Below are 17,776 nucleotides of genomic sequence, written 5' to 3'. Positions count from 1 at the left end.
CCACTCCAACCACCAACGGAGCAAAACAGTGCTCAAACTGCGAGGCTGCGAAACGACGGGCGGTGCAATTGCGTCGTGGCATTTGTCGGATGGAAGGAGCCAACGGTGACCGGCCCTCTCCCTATAGGTACCAGTGAAGTTAAGCTTACTGCGGCGTCTTGTTCGGCCGGTTGGCGATCAGGTCGTCTACGACAGCCGGATCGGCGAGCGTCGAGGTATCTCCCAGGGCACCGAAATCATCCTCGGCGATCTTGCGCAGGATGCGTCGCATGATCTTGCCGGAACGGGTCTTCGGCAGGCCGGGCGCAAACTGGATCTTATCGGGTGTCGCAACCGGCCCGATCTCGTTGCGCACGTGTTTCACGAGCTCTTCGCGCAACGCATAGTCGCCGTTCTGCCCCGCCATCAGGGTGACATAACAGTAAATGCCTTGCCCCTTGATCGGATGCGGATAACCGACCACAGCCGCTTCCGAAACCTGATGATGCGACACCAGCGCCGATTCCACCTCGGCCGTGCCGAGTCGATGACCGGAAACGTTCAGCACGTCATCGACGCGGCCGGTGATCCAGTAATAACCGTCCTCATCACGACGGCAGCCATCGCCGGTGAAGTACTTGCCCTTGTAGGTGGAGAAGTAGGTGTCGATGAAGCGCTGATGATCGCCATAGACGGAGCGCGACTGGCCCGGCCAGCTGTCGATGATGCAGAGATTACCGTCCGCCGGCCCCTCCAGCACATTGCCTTCGGCATCGACAAGCTGCGGCTGCACACCGAAGAACGGCCTTGTCGCCGAGCCGGGTTTCAGATCGGTCGCACCCGGCAGCGGCGAGATGAGAATGCCGCCGGTTTCCGTCTGCCACCATGTGTCGACGATCGGGCTCTTGTCCTCACCGACCACATGGTAATACCACTCCCATGCTTCCGGGTTGATCGGCTCGCCCACGGTGCCAAGAAGACGGATGCTGGAGCGCGACGAGCGCTTCACGAACTGGTCGCCCGCCCCCATCAGCGATCTGAGCGCCGTCGGCGCGGTGTAGAAGATGTTGACCTTGTGCTTGTCGATGACCTCCCAGAATCGGCCCTGATCCGGGAAATTGGGCACGCCTTCGAACATCAAAGTGGTCGCGCAGTTCGCCAGTGGTCCGTAGACGATATAGGAATGGCCCGTGACCCAGCCGACGTCGGCCGTACACCAGTAAACTTCACCATCCTTGTAGTCGAAGACATATTCGTGCGTCATCGACGTGTAGACCAGATAGCCGCCTGTCGTGTGCAGCACGCCCTTCGGTTTGCCCGTGGAGCCGGACGTATAAAGAATGAACAGCGGGTCTTCCGCCTTCATTTTCACCGGCGGGCAATCCGGCTTCACCGTGGCGATTTCCTGATGATACCAGAGATCGCGGCCAGGCGCCCAGCCAGTCTTGCCGCCGGTACGGCGCACGACCAGCACCTTGTTGACGATGACATACTGCTTCGCCGCGATGTCGATTGCCTTGTCGGTATTTTCCTTCAGCGGGATCGGTTTTCCGCCGCGTACACCCTCATCGCAGGTGATGACGAAGGTCGACTGGCAATCGACGATGCGCCCCGCCAGCGCTTCGGGCGAGAAACCGCCGAACACGACGGAATGGATGGCACCGATGCGGGCACAGGCCAGCATCGCGTAAGCCGCTTCAGGGATCATCGGCATGTAGATGGTGACGCGATCACCCTTCTTGACGCCATGCTTTTTCAGGACGTTCGCGAGACGGCAGACATACTCATAAAGCTGGTTGTAGGTGATCTTCTTGTCGATATAGGGGTTATCACCTTCCCAGATAATCGCCGTGCGCTCGCCGTGGGTCTTCAGATGGCGATCGATACAGTTGTAGGAGACGTTGGTCAGGCCATCCTCAAACCACTTGATCGGCACCCTACCCCTGAAGGACGTGTTCTTGACCTTGGTATAGGGCTTGAACCAGTCGATCCGCCGGCCGTGCTTGTCCCAGAACTTCTCGGGATCCTCGACGCTCTCCTGATACCACTTCTGGTACTTCTCATCATCGATCAGGGCACGAACTTTTGCCGATTTGAGCACCGGATAGGTTTTGGCTGACATGAATTCCTCCTCATAAATTGGCAATGTTACTGAAGCATCAGGCACTTCATCGGAGGATGATTCTCAGGAGCCCCCTGCAGCTTGCTTTGTGGTCGCTGCATGAGACCGCTGCAGGATGTCCTCGCAGAAATTCAAGCATTCGAGGGCCCGCGGTTGCACCGGCCAGAGCTCAACTCGTGGTCCGCCTTGTTCGTGAGTTGATGAAACTCTTTTGACGGGGCGTTCCGCGAGCCCCTAAGAGAAGTCCGGGCGAGTTGCCCGGACTTCGTCTAAGTCGATCTGTTGGTGACTCAGGAAACCAGGAGACTTGGCAGTCGACTGCTGAGTGAACCACTTCGCCGCGTCAGCTGTTCAGATCGCGGCCCCGCGTTTCAGGCAGGAGAAGCGCACCGATCACGGCCGTCAGTCCGGCAAACGCGACGGTATACCAAAGCCCGCCGAAGATGTTGCCTGTGGCGATCACCACCGCCGTCGCGACAAATGGAGCAAATCCCCCGATCCACCCGTTCCCGAGCTGTAAGGCAACGGAAACACCACTGTAGCGGATACGGACAGGGAAGAGCTCGACAAGAAGCGCTCCGAGAGGGCCGTACACCATCGTTGCCAGGAACACGAGGCAGAACAGGATGCCGATCACTGCGGGTCCGTTCGGTTGAACGGGTGCTTTCGGATCAGGCAAGCCAGTTGCAGTCAAAGCCGCGAGCAGTTCAGCTTCGTTATATGGCATCGCCTCGCCGCCGTTTACTTGAACCTGCAGGGGTTCCGCGTCGGTCTTGACCGTGTAGGGAACCGCCCGGGCCGTGAGAAGCGCCTTCGCCTTCTGGCAATCGGTCGTCGCCTGGGGGCTGAACAATTGCCCAACGAAGGATTGGTCGTGGTCGCAGTCGTTTCCAGCGAGCGTGACCGACGTCTTCGCGCGGAACTCGGCAAGGGTGGGGTTGCCGTAGGTCCCCAGCGCCTGGAAGAGTGGCATGATCAGGAACGCCGACAGTGCGCAACCTGTCACGACAATCCATTTGCGTCCAATCCGATCGGAAAGCCAGCCGAAGAACAGGAAAAAGGGCGTGCCGAGCGTCAGCGCGATCAGGAGGTAGAAGTTGGCCTGATCATGCGTCATCTTCAGCGTCGTCGTCATGAAGTAGAGGCTGTAGAAATGGCCCGTGTACCAGATCACGGCCTGACCTGCGACGACACCAAAGATCGCGATCATAATCAGCCGAAGATTCCGGCTATCACCGAGGGTCTCGGCGATCGGATTCTTCGAGCCCTTACCCTGTGCCTTCATCTCCTGGAACACAGGCGACTCATGCAGCTTCAGTCGGATGTAGAGCGAAAGAACCAGAAGCACGATCGAGCCGACGAAGGGCAAGCGCCAGCCCCAGCTTGCAAAGGCCTCCGGCGACATCGAGCTTCGGCACAGCACAATCACGAGCAACGACAGGAAGAGGCCAAGTGTCGCCGTGATCTGGATCCAGCTGGTCGTTAAACCACGATGATTGTGATCGGCGTGCTCGGCAACATAGGTAACGGCACCGCCGAACTCGCCCCCCACAGCCAATCCCTGGAGAAGACGCAAAGCCACCAGCAATGCAGGGGCAGCCCAGCCTATCGATTCGTAGGTCGGCAAGAGGCCAATGGCTGCCGTTGCAAGGCCCATGACAAGCATGGTGACGAGAAAGGTCTTCTTTCGGCCGACGAGGTCACCGAGGCGCCCAAAGACGACGGCACCAAACGGCCGAAGGACAAAGCCGGCGCCAAAGGTCGCAAGTGCCGCAAGAAGTGCTGCGGTCTCGTTGCCCTTGGGGAAGAACAGCGTACTGAAGAATGCGGCGAGTGACCCATAAATGAAGAAGTCATACCACTCGAAAACGGTTCCGAGTGCTGCAGCGAAGACCGTGCGTTTTGTATTGCGGTCGAGGCCATCGGCCCGTGCAACGTTTCCAGACGAAATTTCATGAACAGACATTGCGAGCCCCTCCCCTAGATTGCATGTTGCGAGAGGCCTTGGCCGCTCGCCTGAGAAACCGGATCTTCACAGGCCCGTAGAAATGCTGCCAGCATTTCATTGAACTTGTGAGGTTGCTCCAGCATCGGGAAGTGCCCTGCATTCTCGACCACCTCCAGTTTGCTGTCCGGTATGCCCTCAGCCAGGATCACCGACTCTGCCGGCGGCGTGATGATATCCTCGTTTCCGACGACCACCAGGGTCGGGACTTTGATGTCACCAAGACGCGAACGACTGTCGGATGCATTCAGCGAGGCGATCGCTTCGCGCGCAACGAAATCTGGGGTCTGTGCGACCTCCTGCCTGGCAAAGTTCAGGAGTTCCTGACTGGCCGCGCTGCCGAATGACCGATCGATGACGTTTTGGCTGGCCTGGACGACGCCGAGGCCGTCGATTGCCTTCAGAACGTTATCGACATTGACGTCCTCTCCGAGTCCATGCGGCGTCGCTCCAACGAGCACCAACGCCTGTACGCGCTCCGGATGCGCCAGCGTAAAGCTTTGTGCGATGGTTCCACCCATTGAGAGGCCGACAAGGAAGGCCTGACGGATGTCGAGCTTACGGAAGACTTCGAGCACGTCGTTTGCGAATGCGTCGATGGTATAGCTGCGAACGGCAGGCCTTGGCGACACGCCGTGCCCCGGCAGGTTGATACGGATGACTTTGTAGCGGGATGAGAAGGCCTCGACCTGCTCGCGCCAGAACTCGGCGGTCGTCGTAAATCCGTGCACGAAGACGAGCGGTTGGCCCGCGCCCGACACCCGGACGATCGTGTCGCCTATCTCCATTGTTTCTGTATGCATGGTATCTGCTCCCCTTTCGGTTTTTACGCCTGGGAGCATCGCAAGCCATGGGCCAGTTCCATGCATGCCAATGTAACGCAATCTAACACTCTCAAGACAAACGATTATTTGAAACTGAGGGCGGTTCGTTCGACTGTCTTGCCGGCGGCGCACTTAGCCCCCTTGTCTCGACTGCGTTACAAAAATTCTCGCAAATGAGACAAAAACCGATAGCATATGTTTGGCGATACAACACCAACAGTAAGGCAGCTTGATATGACCCTTCCCGAATGGCTTGCAGGTTCTTCCGAGGAAGCCGGCTTTCTCCGGCTGGTCCTAGATCACGTTTCCGATTGCCTCGTCGCCGTCGACACGGAAGGAACGATCGTCCTGATTAACGACCCCTATTGCCGCCTCCTTGGCGGTACGGCCGAGGAATTTCTCGGACGGCACATCACCGATGTGGTGGGGCCGCAAACCAAACTTCATTTCGTCGCGCGGGGTATTGGCACTCATATTGGTTATCCGCTCGAAGTGCGGGGCCACAAGCTGGTGACGAAACAGGTCCCTGTGCGCAAGGATGGACGGATCATCGGTGCCGTGGGTCTGGCGCTGTTCTCGGACTACGATGCGCTGAAAAAGACCTACGGCCGGATTTCAAAAGCGGAACTCGCCATCCCTTCGAAGCCCAGGGCCTGGCAGGCCAAGTTCGGTTTCGACAATGTCATCGGGACTTGTCCGTTGATGGAAGCGCATCGCGACGCGCTTAAACAGGCGGCCGCCTATGATCTGCCTGTCCTCATCTGCGGTGAGACAGGCACCGGCAAGGAATTGGCCGCTCAGGCAATCTATTCCTTGTCGGTCCGCTCTACCGGACCATTCGTATGGGTCAACTGCGCATCCATTCCCAGCGAACTTATCGAAGCAGAGCTCTTCGGCTATGAGGGCGGGGCTTTCACAGGCGCACGCAGCCAAGGTAAACCCGGCAAGTTCGAACTGGCGGCAGGCGGCGTGCTCTTCCTTGACGAGATTGGCGACATGCCGCTTGCCTTGCAGGGCAGTCTTCTGCGCGTGCTCCAGACCGGGGAGATCGTCCGCGTCGGCGGCACCAACCCGGTCGGCATCGATCTTCGCATCATCTGCGCTACCAACAAGCCACTCGTCGAACTGGTGCAGACGGGGCGTTTTCGCGAGGACCTATATCACCGGCTGAACGTTCTGCCGATCGAGGTTCCGGCCCTGAGAGAAAGGGGCGATCTGGCTCATCTTGCCGAACACCTCCTTGCACGCATCGCCACCCGGCTCTCCGTACCTGCGCCAGTATTGACAGCTGAGGATCATGATCGGCTTGTCGCTCATACGTGGCCGGGTAACGTCCGGGAATTGGAGAATGCCCTCACGCGCATGATCGTGACGGGGCATATATCCACTGCATCGCTCGATTATCGCCATCGGTCTCCCTCTGTGGACGCGAAGAGCGACTTGAAGAGCCGCATGAAATCCGAAGCCCATGCAGCCCTTCGCGCCGCCCTCCTGCAGACCGGAGGCAACAAGCAACGCGCAGCCGAAGTGCTCGGCATCAGCCGCGCGCAACTCTATCGACTGTTGAAAGAGCAAAGCCCGCCTAGCAAGTAGCCCTTCAGTCGCGCAAGGTTTAAGTCGCCGAATGCGATCTAGCGCCTGAGGTCCGGTTGGTCGGAATCAGGCTATGCAAATTCGAGCGCGGTCAGAAGATCTTCAACGAGATCCTCGGCGTCCTCGAGGCCAACCGAGCATCGTATGACGTCCTCGCCAAGGTTGACGCAGAATTGGCTGCCGGAAAGAGACAGATGACGGGCATTGGTGAGCCGAGCTGAACCGCAGATGAAGCTACCGACCTCCGCTAAATCTCCGCCTGACCTGATCAGGCTCAGTCTCTTGATCATTGCCGTGGCGCCCTCCGGCCCCGCCTCAAGCCCAAAGGCAAGCATCCCCGAGCCGCCCGACATCTGACGGCGTGCAATTTCATGATCGGGATGTGACGTGAGGAAAGGATATCTCACCCAGGCAACCGAGGGATGGGCCTCCAGTGTCAGAGCAAGGACGTGCGCGGTGTTGCAATGCTGATACATTCTGAGCGCCAGAGTACTGAGCCCGCGCAGGATCAGGAACGCAGCTTGCGGCGAGATGGTGGTGTCATGGCGCTCGCGCAGGCTTTCATGGCGCAATTTTCGAATATCCGCCGCCGTCCCAAGTAATGCGCCGCCGACCGTATCACCGTGCCCGTTCATGTATTTCGACAGCGAGTGCAGCACGATGTCCGCCCCATGTTCAAGCGGCCTTTGGAGGGCCGGCGTTGCAAATGTGCTATCAACTGCCACCTTGAGGCCGAACGCGTGAGCGTGTTCAGAAATGGCCGAGACATCCAGAACGCTGTTCAGTGGATTGGTGGGCGTATCGAAATACACTAATCTTGTCCGCTCGGTTATCGAACGGCCGATCGCGCTCGGCTCTGAAAGATCCACCGCGACCAGCTTTGCGCCGACCGCCGAAACAATCTCCAGCATTAGGTACGCTGTGTCGGTGCAGACCGGCCTGTGAACAATTATCTCGTCTCCGGCAGCAAGAAATGACCGGGCAAGCGTGCGAAAGGCAACCAGACCTGAGGAGAGGACAAGACCGGCCTCCGCTCCTTCAAGACGGGCAAGCTTGTGCTCGAGCAGCCATGTTGCCGAACGGTCTTTGTCCGCACCGGATGGATGGACAAGTGTGGTCCGACCGCAGACAGAAGCCGATGGTCCACTGCGAAGGGACGCAATCGCAGTAGACGGGAACGGCTCATGTATGGAGCGGGTCGAAAAGCCGAGATCATTGACGTCAGGCGAGGCCTTGCCCGAAACTGGCTGGTTTCTCGTTATCTTGCTGCTCATCTGCGCCCCGATCGTCGATCGCTAAAGACCCGTCCTCACCCGAGGTCGCTGCAGTTCCGCCACAGCCATTACGAACCGTAGTTCATCGTTTCCACAATTCATGTAGGCGTGCTTGTCTTCGGTTCGTGCCAGAACGGATGAACCCGCGTGAACCAAGTGCTCGCTGTCTGCAAACTTCAGGGTGAGCTCACCCGTTTCGACGTTAATGAGCTCGAGTGTGCCGGGCGAATGGCCGGGAGATTCAAATATCTCGCCCGGGAAAAGCGTCCAGCGCCACAGCTCGATCTCGTCCGGCCCGTTGGTTCCAACGAGAAGTGTTGCGCTTCCGCCCTTCGGACCGTGCCACAGGGTCGATGCGTCCTGTGCTGGGACTATGCGAACAGGAACACTCGACGCTACCCCGACGAAATCCGCAACCGACACGCCCAAGGCGGTGGCGGCCCGGCACAGCGTGGCGATGCTCGGATTGGCTGTTCCCTTCTCGATCTCGACAAGCATGCCCTTGCTCACGCCGGACTTCCGGGACAGTTCGTCCAGCGTCAGGCCGCTCTGGCGCCTGAAGGTTTTCAGATTCTGGGAGACGGTTGCGCTGACGCGCTCGACATCGGCGACCGTGTCGGTCGATATATTGACTTTCTTTTCCATGGTCGATATTATACACTAAATTGGTCAATGGGAGCTAGAGGGCATGTTAGATTTTCCGCTCATCGACAGGTCTGTCGCAGAAATAGCGCCGGATTTCCGTGCGATCAGCATCTTGGTTGATGCCGGCGATCCAACCCGCGGACCAATGGCGCGCGACGTGCTCGGGGAAGCCTGTGACTTCGTCCGCGCCGGTGGACCACAATGGGGCGAAGCGCATCTTGCCAGTTGGGCAGACGTCTATAGCCGCTTCGGGGCGAAGCCCAACCGGACGCCATGCTCTGCACAGGCACTGAAGAAGCGGGTTGAAAAGGACGGCCGCCTACCCTCCATTAATCCGCTGGTCGACCTCTATAATGCCGTCAGCCTGCGTTTTGCCGTACCCGTCGGCGGCGAGAATTTTGATGCCTATGTCGGCAAGCCGCGGCTGTCGATTGCCGACGGCACGGAAGCCTTCGACACGGTCGCGAATGGCGAGGCGATCATCGAACATCCGTCCGTTGGTGAGGTGATCTGGCGCGACGATATCGGCGTGACATGCCGCCGGTGGAATTGGCGGCAGGGAACGCGCACGCGGCTGGATTCCATCGGTGGTCGGATGTGGTTCATCCTGGAGAGCCTCGAAACGATGCCAGAGGAGGCGCTTGAGGAGGCGGCCAACATGCTGGTGACTGGTCTTCGGCAACTGGCGCCGGGATGCGAAGTATATAGGCAAAACCTTCTGGCGGCGTAGGTAGCGCCCGCAGAGCAAGTGACGAAAGTCAGTATATTGACTGCTTACCCCAGACTGTGGGCAAGCGCCAGCTAACAAGTGGCGACATTCGCTGACAGATCGGACAATTTTTCGTCGCGGCGACGCGGCGGAGGCGAAGCTTTGCCCGGAGGAGCGGGTGTTCACCGTATCGAAAAGGAGGAACCATGCGCACTGAGAAACATGCGCCCGCTCTGGTCGTGAGTGATGTTCACAAGAGCTACGGAGCCCACAAGGTCCTGAAGGGCATTTCCCTGTCGGCCGAGAAGGGCGATGTCGTCTCGATTATTGGATCGTCAGGTTCGGGCAAGAGCACCTTCCTGCGCTGCATCAACTTCCTTGAGATTCCGGATTGTGGTTCCTTTCGCATCAATGGCGAAGAAGTCGCGTTCCGAAGCGGGCGCGGCGGAAAATCGCAACCCGCGAACTGGCGCCAGATCGAAAGGCTGAGAACCGGCCTGGGCATGGTCTTCCAGAGTTTCAACCTTTGGCAGCACATGACCATCCTTGAGAACGTCATCGAAGCGCCAGTACATGTGCTCGGGGTCGAGCGGGTCGTAGCCATCGAGAAGGCCGAAGCACTGCTGGCCAAGGTCGGTCTTTACGACAAAAAGGACGCCTACCCGGCCTTCCTGTCAGGCGGACAACAGCAACGCGCGTCCATCGCTCGTGCACTCTGCGTTGATCCCGCCGTCATGCTGTTTGATGAGCCGACATCGGCTCTTGATCCCGAGCTTGTCGGGGAGGTGCTGAAGGTCATCCGCGGCCTCGCCGAGGAGGGCCGCACCATGATCATGGTTACCCACGAGATGAAGTTCGCTCGGGATGTCTCGACACGCGTCATGTTTCTGCACCAAGGCCAGGTTGAGGAGGAAGGTTCCCCCGCACAGGTCTTCGGCGCGCCCACGAGCGCTCGCTGCAAAGAATTCGTTGCAGCCGGTTCGCACTGACCAATCAATCTTTTCAACAGCAAAAAGGGGAATGCAAATGAAGCATCTGGGAAAAGCTCTGGCCATCGGCATGATCATGATGGCGGCAAATGCGCACGCCGACATCCGCTTTGGCATCGTCAACGAGGCCTATCCGCCTTACACGACCAAGGACGCGTCCGGCAAGGCGATCGGCTGGGAGATCGACCTGATGGACGCCGTCTGTGAGGAGCTGAAGGAAAAATGCGCGATCGTCGACGTTGCCTGGGATGGCCTCATTCCGGCGCTGGAAAGCAAGAAGATCGACGTGATCTGGTCCTCCATGTCGATCACCGACGAGCGCAAGAAGCGGATCGACTTCACCGACAAGTACTATTCAGCGCTGGCGGGGATGATCGGCCCGAAGGACGGCGCCATGGGGGTTGCGGCCAAGGAGCTCAAGGACAAGACGGTGGGCATTGCCGTCTCGACCACCCAATCCGCCTATTTCAAGAAACACTTTGCCGACGTCGCGAGCGAGAAGAGCTATGCGACGGTCGATGAGTCCTTCCAGGACCTTGCCTCCGGACGCATCGACTACGTCTTTGCCGACACCGGCCCGCTCAAGGAATTCCTGAAAACAGACCTCGGAGAAGAGTGCTGCGAATATAAGGGCAATGTCGAGCCGGATGATGCCATCCTCGGAGCGGGTGTCGGCGGTGGTGTGCGCAAGGGCGACGACGCGCTGCGCGAAAAGCTGAACGCCGCTATCAATGCCGTCAGGGCCAGCGGCAAGTATGCCGAATTCAGCAAGAAGTACTTCGACTACGACCCCTATTGAGACCAAGGCGGTTGCGGATCGCCGCACAGCTGTGTGGCGATCCCCTGTCCTGACTGGAAGGCTTCCCATGAACCCCTCACATTCAGCGCTGGATCTTCTGTCCATCGCTCCTCCCGGCTGGGGAGGCGTGCTCCTTTCGGGCGCCCTGGCCACTGTCCTGATCTCGGCCGGAGCATATCTGGTCGGAATGCTAATCGGACTGTCCGGCGCGCTCGGAAAACTGAGTGGGTTTCGGCCGCTCCAATTCCTGCTAAATTCCTACACCACGATCATTCGTGCCGTACCCGAGCTGATACTGATCGTCGCCCTCTATTACGCTGGAACTGACGGCCTGAACCGTATCCTCGCCTGGGCGGGACTGGGACCTATCGAAATCAACGGTCTTGTCGCGGCTGTTGCGGTCCTTGGCTTTGTGCAGGGCGCCTACATGACCGAGGTGTTGCGCGGTGCAATTCTTGCAATCCCTGTCGGGCAAGTGGAAGCGGCCAAGGCTTTCGGAATGCGTCCGGCGTTGCGCTTCCGCAGGATCGTTTTGCCAGGCCTCATCCCGAACGCGCTGCCGGGCTTTGCCAATCTATGGATGTCGGTCATCAAGGACAGCGCATTGATCGCCGTCGTCGGCTACCAGGAACTGGCGCTTGCCGCGCGCGTCGCAGCAAGCAACACGAAGGAATACATGGTGTTCTTTCTGGCTGCTGCGGTGCTCTACCTCGCAATCACCATAGTCTCGAACATGCTCTTCGCTGCGCTGGAAGCCTACTTCCGTCGCGGACAAAGACCGGTCGTGTAGGGAGCCAGACATGGATTTCAGCTGGATTTTCCCCTACAGCGATCTCATCCTGCAGGGTGCTTTCCTCACCTGTCTGCTGCTCGCGATCTCGGTGACCTGCGGCTTTGGTCTGGCGATCTTCCTTGCGATCGCCCAAGTGGGCAAGAACCCCGTCGCACGCTGGCTTGCGAAGGGGTACTGCACGTTCTTCCGCGGCACACCGCTTCTGATTCAGCTCTGGCTCATTTACTACGGCCTGGGCACGTATCTGCCTTACGTACCGGGACTAAGGACAAGTTTCCTTTGGCCGATATTGCGAGAAGGCCTGTTCTTCGCCGCCCTTGCGCTGACGCTGAATTTTGCAGCCTATCAAGGTGAAATCCTCAGAGGCGCCATGTTGGCGGTTCCAAAGGGTGAATTGGAGGCTGCTCGCGCCGTAGGCATGTCGCCTGCCATGATCCTGCGCCGGATCTGGCTTCCCCGTGCAATCCGCATCGGCTTGCCCACCTTCGCCGGAGAAGTGGTCCTTCAGCTCAAGGCCACCCCGATCGTGTTTTCTGTGACGGTCATGGACCTCTATGGCGCCGCCTACAAGATCCGCCAGGACACGCTGCTCGTCTATGAACCGTTGCTCCTCGTCACCCTCTTCTATGTCGGTCTGACCTTTCTCATCACCCAGGCCTTCCAGAAGCTCGAAAACGCTGTGCCGACGCGCCGCTAGCGCGGCCCTCAAACCCAGAACAACCAGAGGCCCACGACATGTCCAGACCAGACAAACACGAGCTTTCAACGCTCTCCTTCAACACGCTTTCGGTGCATGGCGGCAACGAGATCGACAAGACCTCCGGCGCGATCCGCACACCGATCGTCATGGCCAATTCCTATCTTCTGCCCTACGACCCCTCGACCATGGACTGGTCGGACACGGAGGCGCCTTCCTATACACGCAATTCCGGTCATAACCAGATCTGCCTGCAGCGCAAGCTGGCGGCCATGGAAGGTGGAGAGGACGCAGCCGTCTTCGCAACCGGTGTCGCTGCCCTCCACGCCGTGTTCTTCACCTTCCTGAAAAGCGGCGATCATGTGATCGTCGGCGATGTCACGTATGAAGCCGTCTGGCGGCTCTTCGCCGAGCTCTTGCCTCAGCGCTACAAGATTGAGGCAACCTTCGTCGATATGGGCGACATGGAAGCAGTCAGAGCCGCCGTCCGGCCTAACACGAAGCTGATCCATACGGAAACGATCGCCAATCCGACCACAAAGGTTGCCGATGTCGCGACACTGGTCTCGATAGCCAGACAGGCTGGCGCGCTTCTATCGGTCGACTCCACCTTTACGCCTCCCCCCTTTTTCCGGCCGCTGGCGCTCGGCGCTGATCTCGTCATCCACTCACTGACCAAGTACATCAATGGACATGGTGATGCGATGGGCGGTGTGGTGGTGGGTTCCAAGGAGCTCATCCATCACGTCAAGGCGGACGCCCTTGTCGATCTCGGCGGAACGATCTCCCCCTTCAATGCCTGGCTGATCACCCGGGGCTCAGTCACGCTTCCATTGCGCCTCAAGCAGCAGTTCGCGACCGCACAGGTCGTTGCGGATAACCTTGCACGGGACGAGCGGGTTGCCTACGTCACCTATCCCGGGCTCGAAAGCCACGACCAGCACCAACTCGCAAAGGCTCAATTTGCAGGCAAGGGTTATGGCGGCGTAATGGCCTTCGCGGTCGAGGGGGACCCGGACGCCCAGAACCGTTTCGTTTCCAATCTAAAGGTGATCACCTCAGCGGTCTCGCTCGGCCACGACGAAACCCTGATCGTGCACGTCGGGGGGAGCGGCCGCGGAGGCGCCGAACGCTATCCGCTGAATTTCCAGAAATATGGACATCTGCGTCTTTCCATCGGCCTGGAGGATCCGCAAGACCTCATCGCCGATATCAAAAACGCTCTCGACGAGACTTTCGATCGGTCCTGAAGACGCGAGTTCCGACGCCAGGTGAAGCGGGAAGCCCTCTCGTCGGGATCTTCCCGCTATGTCAGCGACGTTCTCAAGGAAAACATACCATGCATTGGATTATTCTGCTCATCGCCGGGCTGCTCGAAGTGGTCTGGGCCTTCTATATGAAAAAGTCCGAAGGCTTCACATTGCTCGTTCCGTCGGCAATCACGGTCGCCGCAATGATTGCTAGCGGGGTGCTGCTGTCATTCTCGATGCGGGTTCTTCCGCTTGGCACGGCCTACACAGTCTGGACTGGCATTGGAGCCGTCGGGTCGTTCCTGCTTGGCGTCCTGGTCTTGAACGAGCCAGCTGCCCCAATGCGCATTCTAGCCGGTGCCATGATACTCTCCGGTCTCCTGATGATGAAGCTGTCGAGCGCCGGATGAAAGAACGTTTGCGACGGTCGATCGCGCGCTCCGGTGTCGGCGATTTTGCGCGCCAAGCCCAGACAAGAACAAACTTCGCCAACCGTCAAATGCAGACTGGACTCGAGCCATGATAGATTATCAGGCAGTCAAGGCCGTCGTTTCTGTCATCAGATTAGGCAGCTTTGACAGAGCTGCGCGCGAACTGAAGGTTACACAATCAGCGGTGTCGCAGCGGGTCAAGCAGTTGGAGCAACGTCTCGGCGTCGCGTTGATCGTCAGAGGAAGCCCGTGTTCCGCCACCACGGCGGGGGCTCGGCTCCTGCGCCATTTTGAGCGCGTCGAACTGCTCGAGCGTCAATTGGCCACCAGTATGCCCGGTCTCATCGGTCCTGGCTTTTTACCTGAACGCATGACCATCAGGATTGCCGCCAATCCGGAGTGGCTCGGGAGCTGGATCCTGGATGCCGTCTCAGACTTCGTACGATCCGCACCGTTCCTCTTCGATCTGGTTCTGGATGAGACCATTCCGACGCTAGACAGGCTGCGAGCCTGCGAGGTTGTCGCTGCGGTCACCCTGGGCGACGAACGGCTTGAGGGTCACGACAATAGTTGGTTGGGCAGCCTACGCCTCGTAGCCGTGGCAACACCGGACTATAGCAGGCGCCATTTTCCGCAAGGGGCAATCCCCGAGGCGATGGCCAAAGCGCCTGGACTAGCCCTGGGGCTGGCGGACACCTTTCCGAAACGATGGGTCAAAGTTGCGCTCGGCGACGACGTCGAGTTCCCCGTGCATCGCCTGCCCTCGCGCGCAAGCATCTTCGATGCGGTCCTCGCCGGACTGGGATGGGGCATCGTCCCGCTTCACCTTGCTGCGGCCCACCTCAGGTCCGGCACACTGACAGAATTAACTAAAGGAACAGGCTTCGACTTGCCGGTGCAATGGCAGGTTCATCGCGTGGCAGTCCACCAACTGGAGGGGTTGACCGCGTCGATCGTGCGCCTTGCGCAGCAAAGCCTCAAACTGGACGGAATCTCGTAAATGTCAGTGTTTTTGCAAGTCCTCCATTGGCTCCACGGATTGCTCACAAGAGGAGCAATGAGCGCAAGAATCGTGACGGAGGCATTTTGGGCGAAATGCCTCCTCCTTTGGCCGATTTGCACCGTTCCCACTGAGCGATCTGCCTCTCATTCTCAGCGAGCAGAGAACGTCATTGGAGGATTGTCATGACCGTCTACAACATTGCTCTCATCGGCTTTGGCGGCGTAAACCGCGCTTTGGCCGAGCTTATCGCGACAAGGAACTCGGTATGGGAGCGGGAGCTCGGGTTCCGTCTCAACATTGTCGCTGTGAGCGATCTTTATCTGGGCTCCGTGATCTCGCCAAACGGGCTCGACGCGAAGACGCTGACTGAAGCCAAGTTTACCAAGGGTGGGTTTGGTCAACTCTCAGGCGGCAGTGCGGAAGCGGACAACGAAACAGTCATCAGGACTGCGCCGGCAGATATTGTCGTAGAGGCAACCTTCACCAACCCGACGGACGGCGAGCCTGCAGTCTCCCATTGCCATTGGGCGCTTGCAAGCGGCAAGCATGTGGTCACAACGAACAAGGGTCCGGTGGCACTTGCCGCGTCGGAGCTGAAGGCCCTCGCTGAGGCAAATGGCGTCCGATTTGAGTACGAGGGTTCCGTGATGAGCGGAACGCCGGTGATCCGGATGGCCGAGAAGACGCTTGCAGGTGCTGAAGTCGTTGGCTTCGAGGGGATCCTGAACGGCACTTCCAACTTCGTTCTGGGACGGATGGAAAGTGGCCTGGATTTCGATACCGCCGTCAGGCAAGCACAGGAGCTCGGCTACGCGGAAGCCGATCCCACGGCGGATGTGGAAGGCTTCGACGTCCGCCTCAAGGTCGTCATCCTTGCCAACGAGTTGCTTGGTGCGCAGCTCAAGCCGGATGATGTCTCCTGCAAAGGTATTTCACAGCTTTCGCCTTCTGACATCAGGGATGCAGCCAAGACCAACAGCCGCTGGAAACTCATTGGGTCCGCCTCCCGGGGGGAAGACGGCCGCGTCGTCGGAAGCGTCATGCCGAAGCAACTGCCGTTGGAGCATCCTCTCGCCGCCGTCAACGGTCCAACCAATGCAGTTTCGTTCAACACGAAGCTGCTCGGTTCTGTGACGGTTACCGGACCAGGTGCGGGGCGAATTGAGACGGCCTATGCTCTTCTGTCCGACATCGTGGCAATTCACACCCAAAGAACCTCCGCCATTGCAAAGGAGGCCGCATGATGCACGGCCTCGTCCTGAACGCACCCTTTTCTACCGACGAGATCGTCGTGCGCAACCCTTTCAACGGATCGGTCGTCGGAACCGTTCCAAGCAGCGATGCTTCTTGCGTGAGCAGCCTTATTGATCGCGCGCACCGCGGAGCGCAGGCCGCCAAAGCTCTGCCGCGCCACAAGCGAGCTGCAATCCTCGAAAGGGCAGCCGCCTGCATTGAGGCGGCGCATGAAGAATTCGCGCTTCTGATCGTCAACGAGGCCGGCAAAACGATAACGCAAGCCCGCAAAGAGGCGACCCGATGCGTCAACACGCTAAAACTCTCGGCCGATGAGGCCAAACGCAATGCCGGCGAAGTCATTCCGTTCGAGTCCTATGCTGGGTCCGAAGCCCGGCAGGGCTGGTACACGCGAGAGCCGCTCGGGATCATTACGGCAATCACCCCTTATAATGATCCGCTGAACCTGGTCGCCCATAAACTTGGCCCGGCGATTGCCGGTGGAAACGCCGTGCTCCTCAAGCCGTCTGAGCTTGCTCCCCTGTCGGCGCTCAAACTGGTCGACGTTCTGGTGCAAAGCGGCCTTCCGGAAGAGATTGTTACGGTTGTCATCGGTGGCGCGGATCTTGGCAAGGCACTCGTCGTGGCAAGAGACGTGCGAATGATTTCGTTCACGGGCGGGTTTGCCACGGGGGAGGCAATCGCCAAGGCTGCAGGCATCAAGAAGCTGGCGATGGATCTGGGAGGCAATGCACCAGTCATCGTCATGGAAGACTGCAATTTTGTCGCTGCAGTCGACGGCTGCGTGTCTGGAGCCTATTGGGCGGCCGGTCAGAACTGCATTGGCACCCAGAGGATCCTGATCCAGCGCTCCATTTATGAGCGGTTCAAGTCGGAGTTCGTTGCAGCCACAAAAATGCTCAAGACCGGAAACCCACTTGAGCCTGACACTGATGTCGGCCCGATGATTTCGGAACGTGCCGTTCAACGCGCAGCGGCGATGGTCGACCGCGCCATTGATTCTGGCGCCGACCTCCTTTGCGGCCACAGCCCGGCGGGCAACCTTTACCCACCGACGGTCTTGGAAAATGTTCCCTTTGGTTGCGACCTATGGAGCGAAGAGGTGTTCGCCCCGATCGTAATCCTCGAACCCTTCGATGCGCTCTGCGATGCCATCCGCCTTGCGAACGCGCCAGACTACAGTCTGCACGCCGGTATATTCACTAATGACCTCGAGGGAGCCCTCGAGGCGGCCAGCGGGATTGATGCCGGAGGGATCATGATCAACGACTCTTCCGACTACCGGTTCGACGCTATGCCGTTCGGCGGCTTCAAGTATGGCAGCATGGGCCGCGAAGGGGTGCGCTTTGCTTTTGAAGACATGACCCAACCAAAGGTCGTCTGCATCAACAGGCTCAAACGGCAATAGA

At 58.9% G+C, this 17,776-nt stretch carries 17 protein-coding genes; 12 read left to right on the top strand and 5 right to left on the bottom strand.

Annotation, left to right across the window (positions count from 1 at the left end):
* Positions 1-145: 145 nt before the first annotated feature.
* The 3 genes from acs to BS627_RS03395 form a co-directional block, all read right to left on the bottom strand.
* The gene (gene acs / locus BS627_RS03405) at positions 146-2,101 is read right to left on the bottom strand and encodes an acetate--CoA ligase (RefSeq protein ID WP_077981887.1); all 1,956 of its coding nucleotides are present in this window, start codon (positions 2,099-2,101) and stop codon (positions 146-148) included.
* A gap of 343 nt (positions 2,102-2,444) precedes the next feature.
* The gene (locus BS627_RS03400; RefSeq protein WP_077981886.1) at positions 2,445-4,067 is read right to left on the bottom strand and encodes an MFS transporter; all 1,623 of its coding nucleotides are present in this window, start codon (positions 4,065-4,067) and stop codon (positions 2,445-2,447) included.
* A 14-nt stretch (positions 4,068-4,081) separates the two neighbouring features.
* A complete protein-coding gene (locus BS627_RS03395) occupies positions 4,082-4,909 on the bottom strand; it encodes an alpha/beta fold hydrolase (RefSeq protein ID WP_077981994.1) in 828 nt (275 codons plus the stop codon).
* A gap of 216 nt (positions 4,910-5,125) precedes the next feature.
* On the opposite strand from BS627_RS03395, the gene BS627_RS03390 reads away from it, so the two are divergent.
* The gene (locus tag BS627_RS03390) at positions 5,126-6,523 is read left to right on the top strand and encodes a sigma-54 interaction domain-containing protein (protein ID WP_245306971.1); all 1,398 of its coding nucleotides are present in this window, start codon (positions 5,126-5,128) and stop codon (positions 6,521-6,523) included.
* A 71-nt stretch (positions 6,524-6,594) separates the two neighbouring features.
* Here BS627_RS03390 and BS627_RS03385 read toward each other — a convergent pair whose 3' ends face one another.
* Positions 6,595-7,797 (bottom strand): aminotransferase class I/II-fold pyridoxal phosphate-dependent enzyme, encoded by a 1,203-nt coding sequence (locus BS627_RS03385; protein ID WP_077981884.1) that lies wholly within the window; start codon positions 7,795-7,797, stop codon positions 6,595-6,597.
* Between BS627_RS03385 and BS627_RS25050 the strand changes: the two genes are divergently transcribed.
* Complete coding sequence (locus BS627_RS25050; RefSeq protein ID WP_420836192.1) at positions 7,735-7,878, top strand: hypothetical protein; 144 nt, start codon at positions 7,735-7,737, stop codon at positions 7,876-7,878. The two genes, BS627_RS03385 and BS627_RS25050, sit on opposite strands and share 63 nt — an antisense overlap.
* Here BS627_RS25050 and BS627_RS03380 read toward each other — a convergent pair.
* Positions 7,819-8,442 (bottom strand): helix-turn-helix domain-containing protein, encoded by a 624-nt coding sequence (locus tag BS627_RS03380; RefSeq protein ID WP_077981883.1) that lies wholly within the window; start codon positions 8,440-8,442, stop codon positions 7,819-7,821. The genes BS627_RS25050 and BS627_RS03380 overlap by 60 nt on opposite strands.
* Before the next feature lie 43 nt (positions 8,443-8,485).
* Here BS627_RS03380 and BS627_RS03375 point away from each other — a divergent pair, with 43 nt between their 5' ends.
* From BS627_RS03375 to BS627_RS03330, 10 genes are all read left to right on the top strand, one after another.
* Positions 8,486-9,172 carry a B3/B4 domain-containing protein gene (locus BS627_RS03375; RefSeq protein WP_077981882.1) on the top strand — a complete coding sequence of 229 codons (687 nt, stop codon included), beginning with the start codon at positions 8,486-8,488 and terminating at the stop codon, positions 9,170-9,172.
* Between the two features lie 185 nt (positions 9,173-9,357).
* Positions 9,358-10,140, top strand: a complete 783-nt coding sequence (locus BS627_RS03370; protein WP_066868702.1) for an ABC transporter ATP-binding protein — start codon at positions 9,358-9,360, stop codon at positions 10,138-10,140.
* A 37-nt stretch (positions 10,141-10,177) separates the two neighbouring features.
* Positions 10,178-10,939 (top strand): transporter substrate-binding domain-containing protein, encoded by a 762-nt coding sequence (locus tag BS627_RS03365; RefSeq protein ID WP_077981881.1) that lies wholly within the window; start codon positions 10,178-10,180, stop codon positions 10,937-10,939.
* 67 nt (positions 10,940-11,006) lie between these two features.
* On the top strand, positions 11,007-11,729 hold the full coding sequence (locus BS627_RS03360; RefSeq protein WP_077981880.1) for an ABC transporter permease: 723 nt from the start codon (positions 11,007-11,009) through the stop codon (positions 11,727-11,729).
* A gap of 10 nt (positions 11,730-11,739) precedes the next feature.
* Positions 11,740-12,429, top strand: coding sequence for an ABC transporter permease (locus BS627_RS03355; RefSeq protein WP_077981879.1), 690 nt, complete (start codon positions 11,740-11,742; stop codon positions 12,427-12,429).
* 38 nt (positions 12,430-12,467) lie between these two features.
* Entirely contained in the window at positions 12,468-13,679 is a 1,212-nt protein-coding gene (locus BS627_RS03350; RefSeq protein ID WP_077981878.1) for a trans-sulfuration enzyme family protein, read from the top strand.
* A gap of 89 nt (positions 13,680-13,768) precedes the next feature.
* Positions 13,769-14,089 carry a DMT family transporter gene (locus tag BS627_RS03345; RefSeq protein ID WP_077981877.1) on the top strand — a complete coding sequence of 107 codons (321 nt, stop codon included), beginning with the start codon at positions 13,769-13,771 and terminating at the stop codon, positions 14,087-14,089.
* Positions 14,090-14,198: 109 nt separating this feature from the next.
* Positions 14,199-15,110, top strand: coding sequence for an ArgP/LysG family DNA-binding transcriptional regulator (locus BS627_RS03340; RefSeq protein WP_077981876.1), 912 nt, complete (start codon positions 14,199-14,201; stop codon positions 15,108-15,110).
* A 185-nt stretch (positions 15,111-15,295) separates the two neighbouring features.
* Positions 15,296-16,357 carry a homoserine dehydrogenase gene (locus tag BS627_RS03335; protein ID WP_077981875.1) on the top strand — a complete coding sequence of 354 codons (1,062 nt, stop codon included), beginning with the start codon at positions 15,296-15,298 and terminating at the stop codon, positions 16,355-16,357.
* A complete protein-coding gene (locus BS627_RS03330) occupies positions 16,354-17,775 on the top strand; it encodes an aldehyde dehydrogenase family protein (protein WP_077981874.1) in 1,422 nt (473 codons plus the stop codon). The genes BS627_RS03335 and BS627_RS03330 overlap by 4 nt, the downstream gene beginning before the upstream one ends.
* Position 17,776: the final 1 nt, after the last annotated feature.

The sequence above is a fragment of the Agrobacterium salinitolerans genome, assembly GCF_002008225.1.
GTDB classification, from domain to species: Bacteria; Pseudomonadota; Alphaproteobacteria; order Rhizobiales; family Rhizobiaceae; genus Agrobacterium; species Agrobacterium salinitolerans.
Note: the sequence above shows the minus strand (reverse complement) of the source record. Positions and strands in the feature narration are given on the sequence as shown.

What these genes read in the sequence shown, in the direction of transcription:
- acs (WP_077981887.1), bottom strand. Translation starts at nt 2,101, where the DNA reads ATGTCAGCCAAAACCTATCCGGTGCTCAAATCGGCAAAAGTTCGTGCC.
- BS627_RS03400 (WP_077981886.1), bottom strand. Translation starts at nt 4,067, where the DNA reads ATGTCTGTTCATGAAATTTCGTCTGGAAACGTTGCACGGGCCGATGGC.
- BS627_RS03395 (WP_077981994.1), bottom strand. Translation starts at nt 4,909, where the DNA reads ATGCATACAGAAACAATGGAGATAGGCGACACGATCGTCCGGGTGTCG.
- BS627_RS03390 (WP_245306971.1), top strand. Translation starts at nt 5,126, where the DNA reads ATGTTTGGCGATACAACACCAACAGTAAGGCAGCTTGATATGACCCTT.
- BS627_RS03385 (WP_077981884.1), bottom strand. Translation starts at nt 7,797, where the DNA reads ATGAGCAGCAAGATAACGAGAAACCAGCCAGTTTCGGGCAAGGCCTCG.
- BS627_RS03380 (WP_077981883.1), bottom strand. Translation starts at nt 8,442, where the DNA reads ATGGAAAAGAAAGTCAATATATCGACCGACACGGTCGCCGATGTCGAG.
- BS627_RS03375 (WP_077981882.1), top strand. Translation starts at nt 8,486, where the DNA reads ATGTTAGATTTTCCGCTCATCGACAGGTCTGTCGCAGAAATAGCGCCG.
- BS627_RS03370 (WP_066868702.1), top strand. Translation starts at nt 9,358, where the DNA reads ATGCGCACTGAGAAACATGCGCCCGCTCTGGTCGTGAGTGATGTTCAC.
- BS627_RS03365 (WP_077981881.1), top strand. Translation starts at nt 10,178, where the DNA reads ATGAAGCATCTGGGAAAAGCTCTGGCCATCGGCATGATCATGATGGCG.
- BS627_RS03360 (WP_077981880.1), top strand. Translation starts at nt 11,007, where the DNA reads ATGAACCCCTCACATTCAGCGCTGGATCTTCTGTCCATCGCTCCTCCC.
- BS627_RS03355 (WP_077981879.1), top strand. Translation starts at nt 11,740, where the DNA reads ATGGATTTCAGCTGGATTTTCCCCTACAGCGATCTCATCCTGCAGGGT.
- BS627_RS03350 (WP_077981878.1), top strand. Translation starts at nt 12,468, where the DNA reads ATGTCCAGACCAGACAAACACGAGCTTTCAACGCTCTCCTTCAACACG.
- BS627_RS03345 (WP_077981877.1), top strand. Translation starts at nt 13,769, where the DNA reads ATGCATTGGATTATTCTGCTCATCGCCGGGCTGCTCGAAGTGGTCTGG.
- BS627_RS03340 (WP_077981876.1), top strand. Translation starts at nt 14,199, where the DNA reads ATGATAGATTATCAGGCAGTCAAGGCCGTCGTTTCTGTCATCAGATTA.
- BS627_RS03335 (WP_077981875.1), top strand. Translation starts at nt 15,296, where the DNA reads ATGACCGTCTACAACATTGCTCTCATCGGCTTTGGCGGCGTAAACCGC.
- BS627_RS03330 (WP_077981874.1), top strand. Translation starts at nt 16,354, where the DNA reads ATGATGCACGGCCTCGTCCTGAACGCACCCTTTTCTACCGACGAGATC.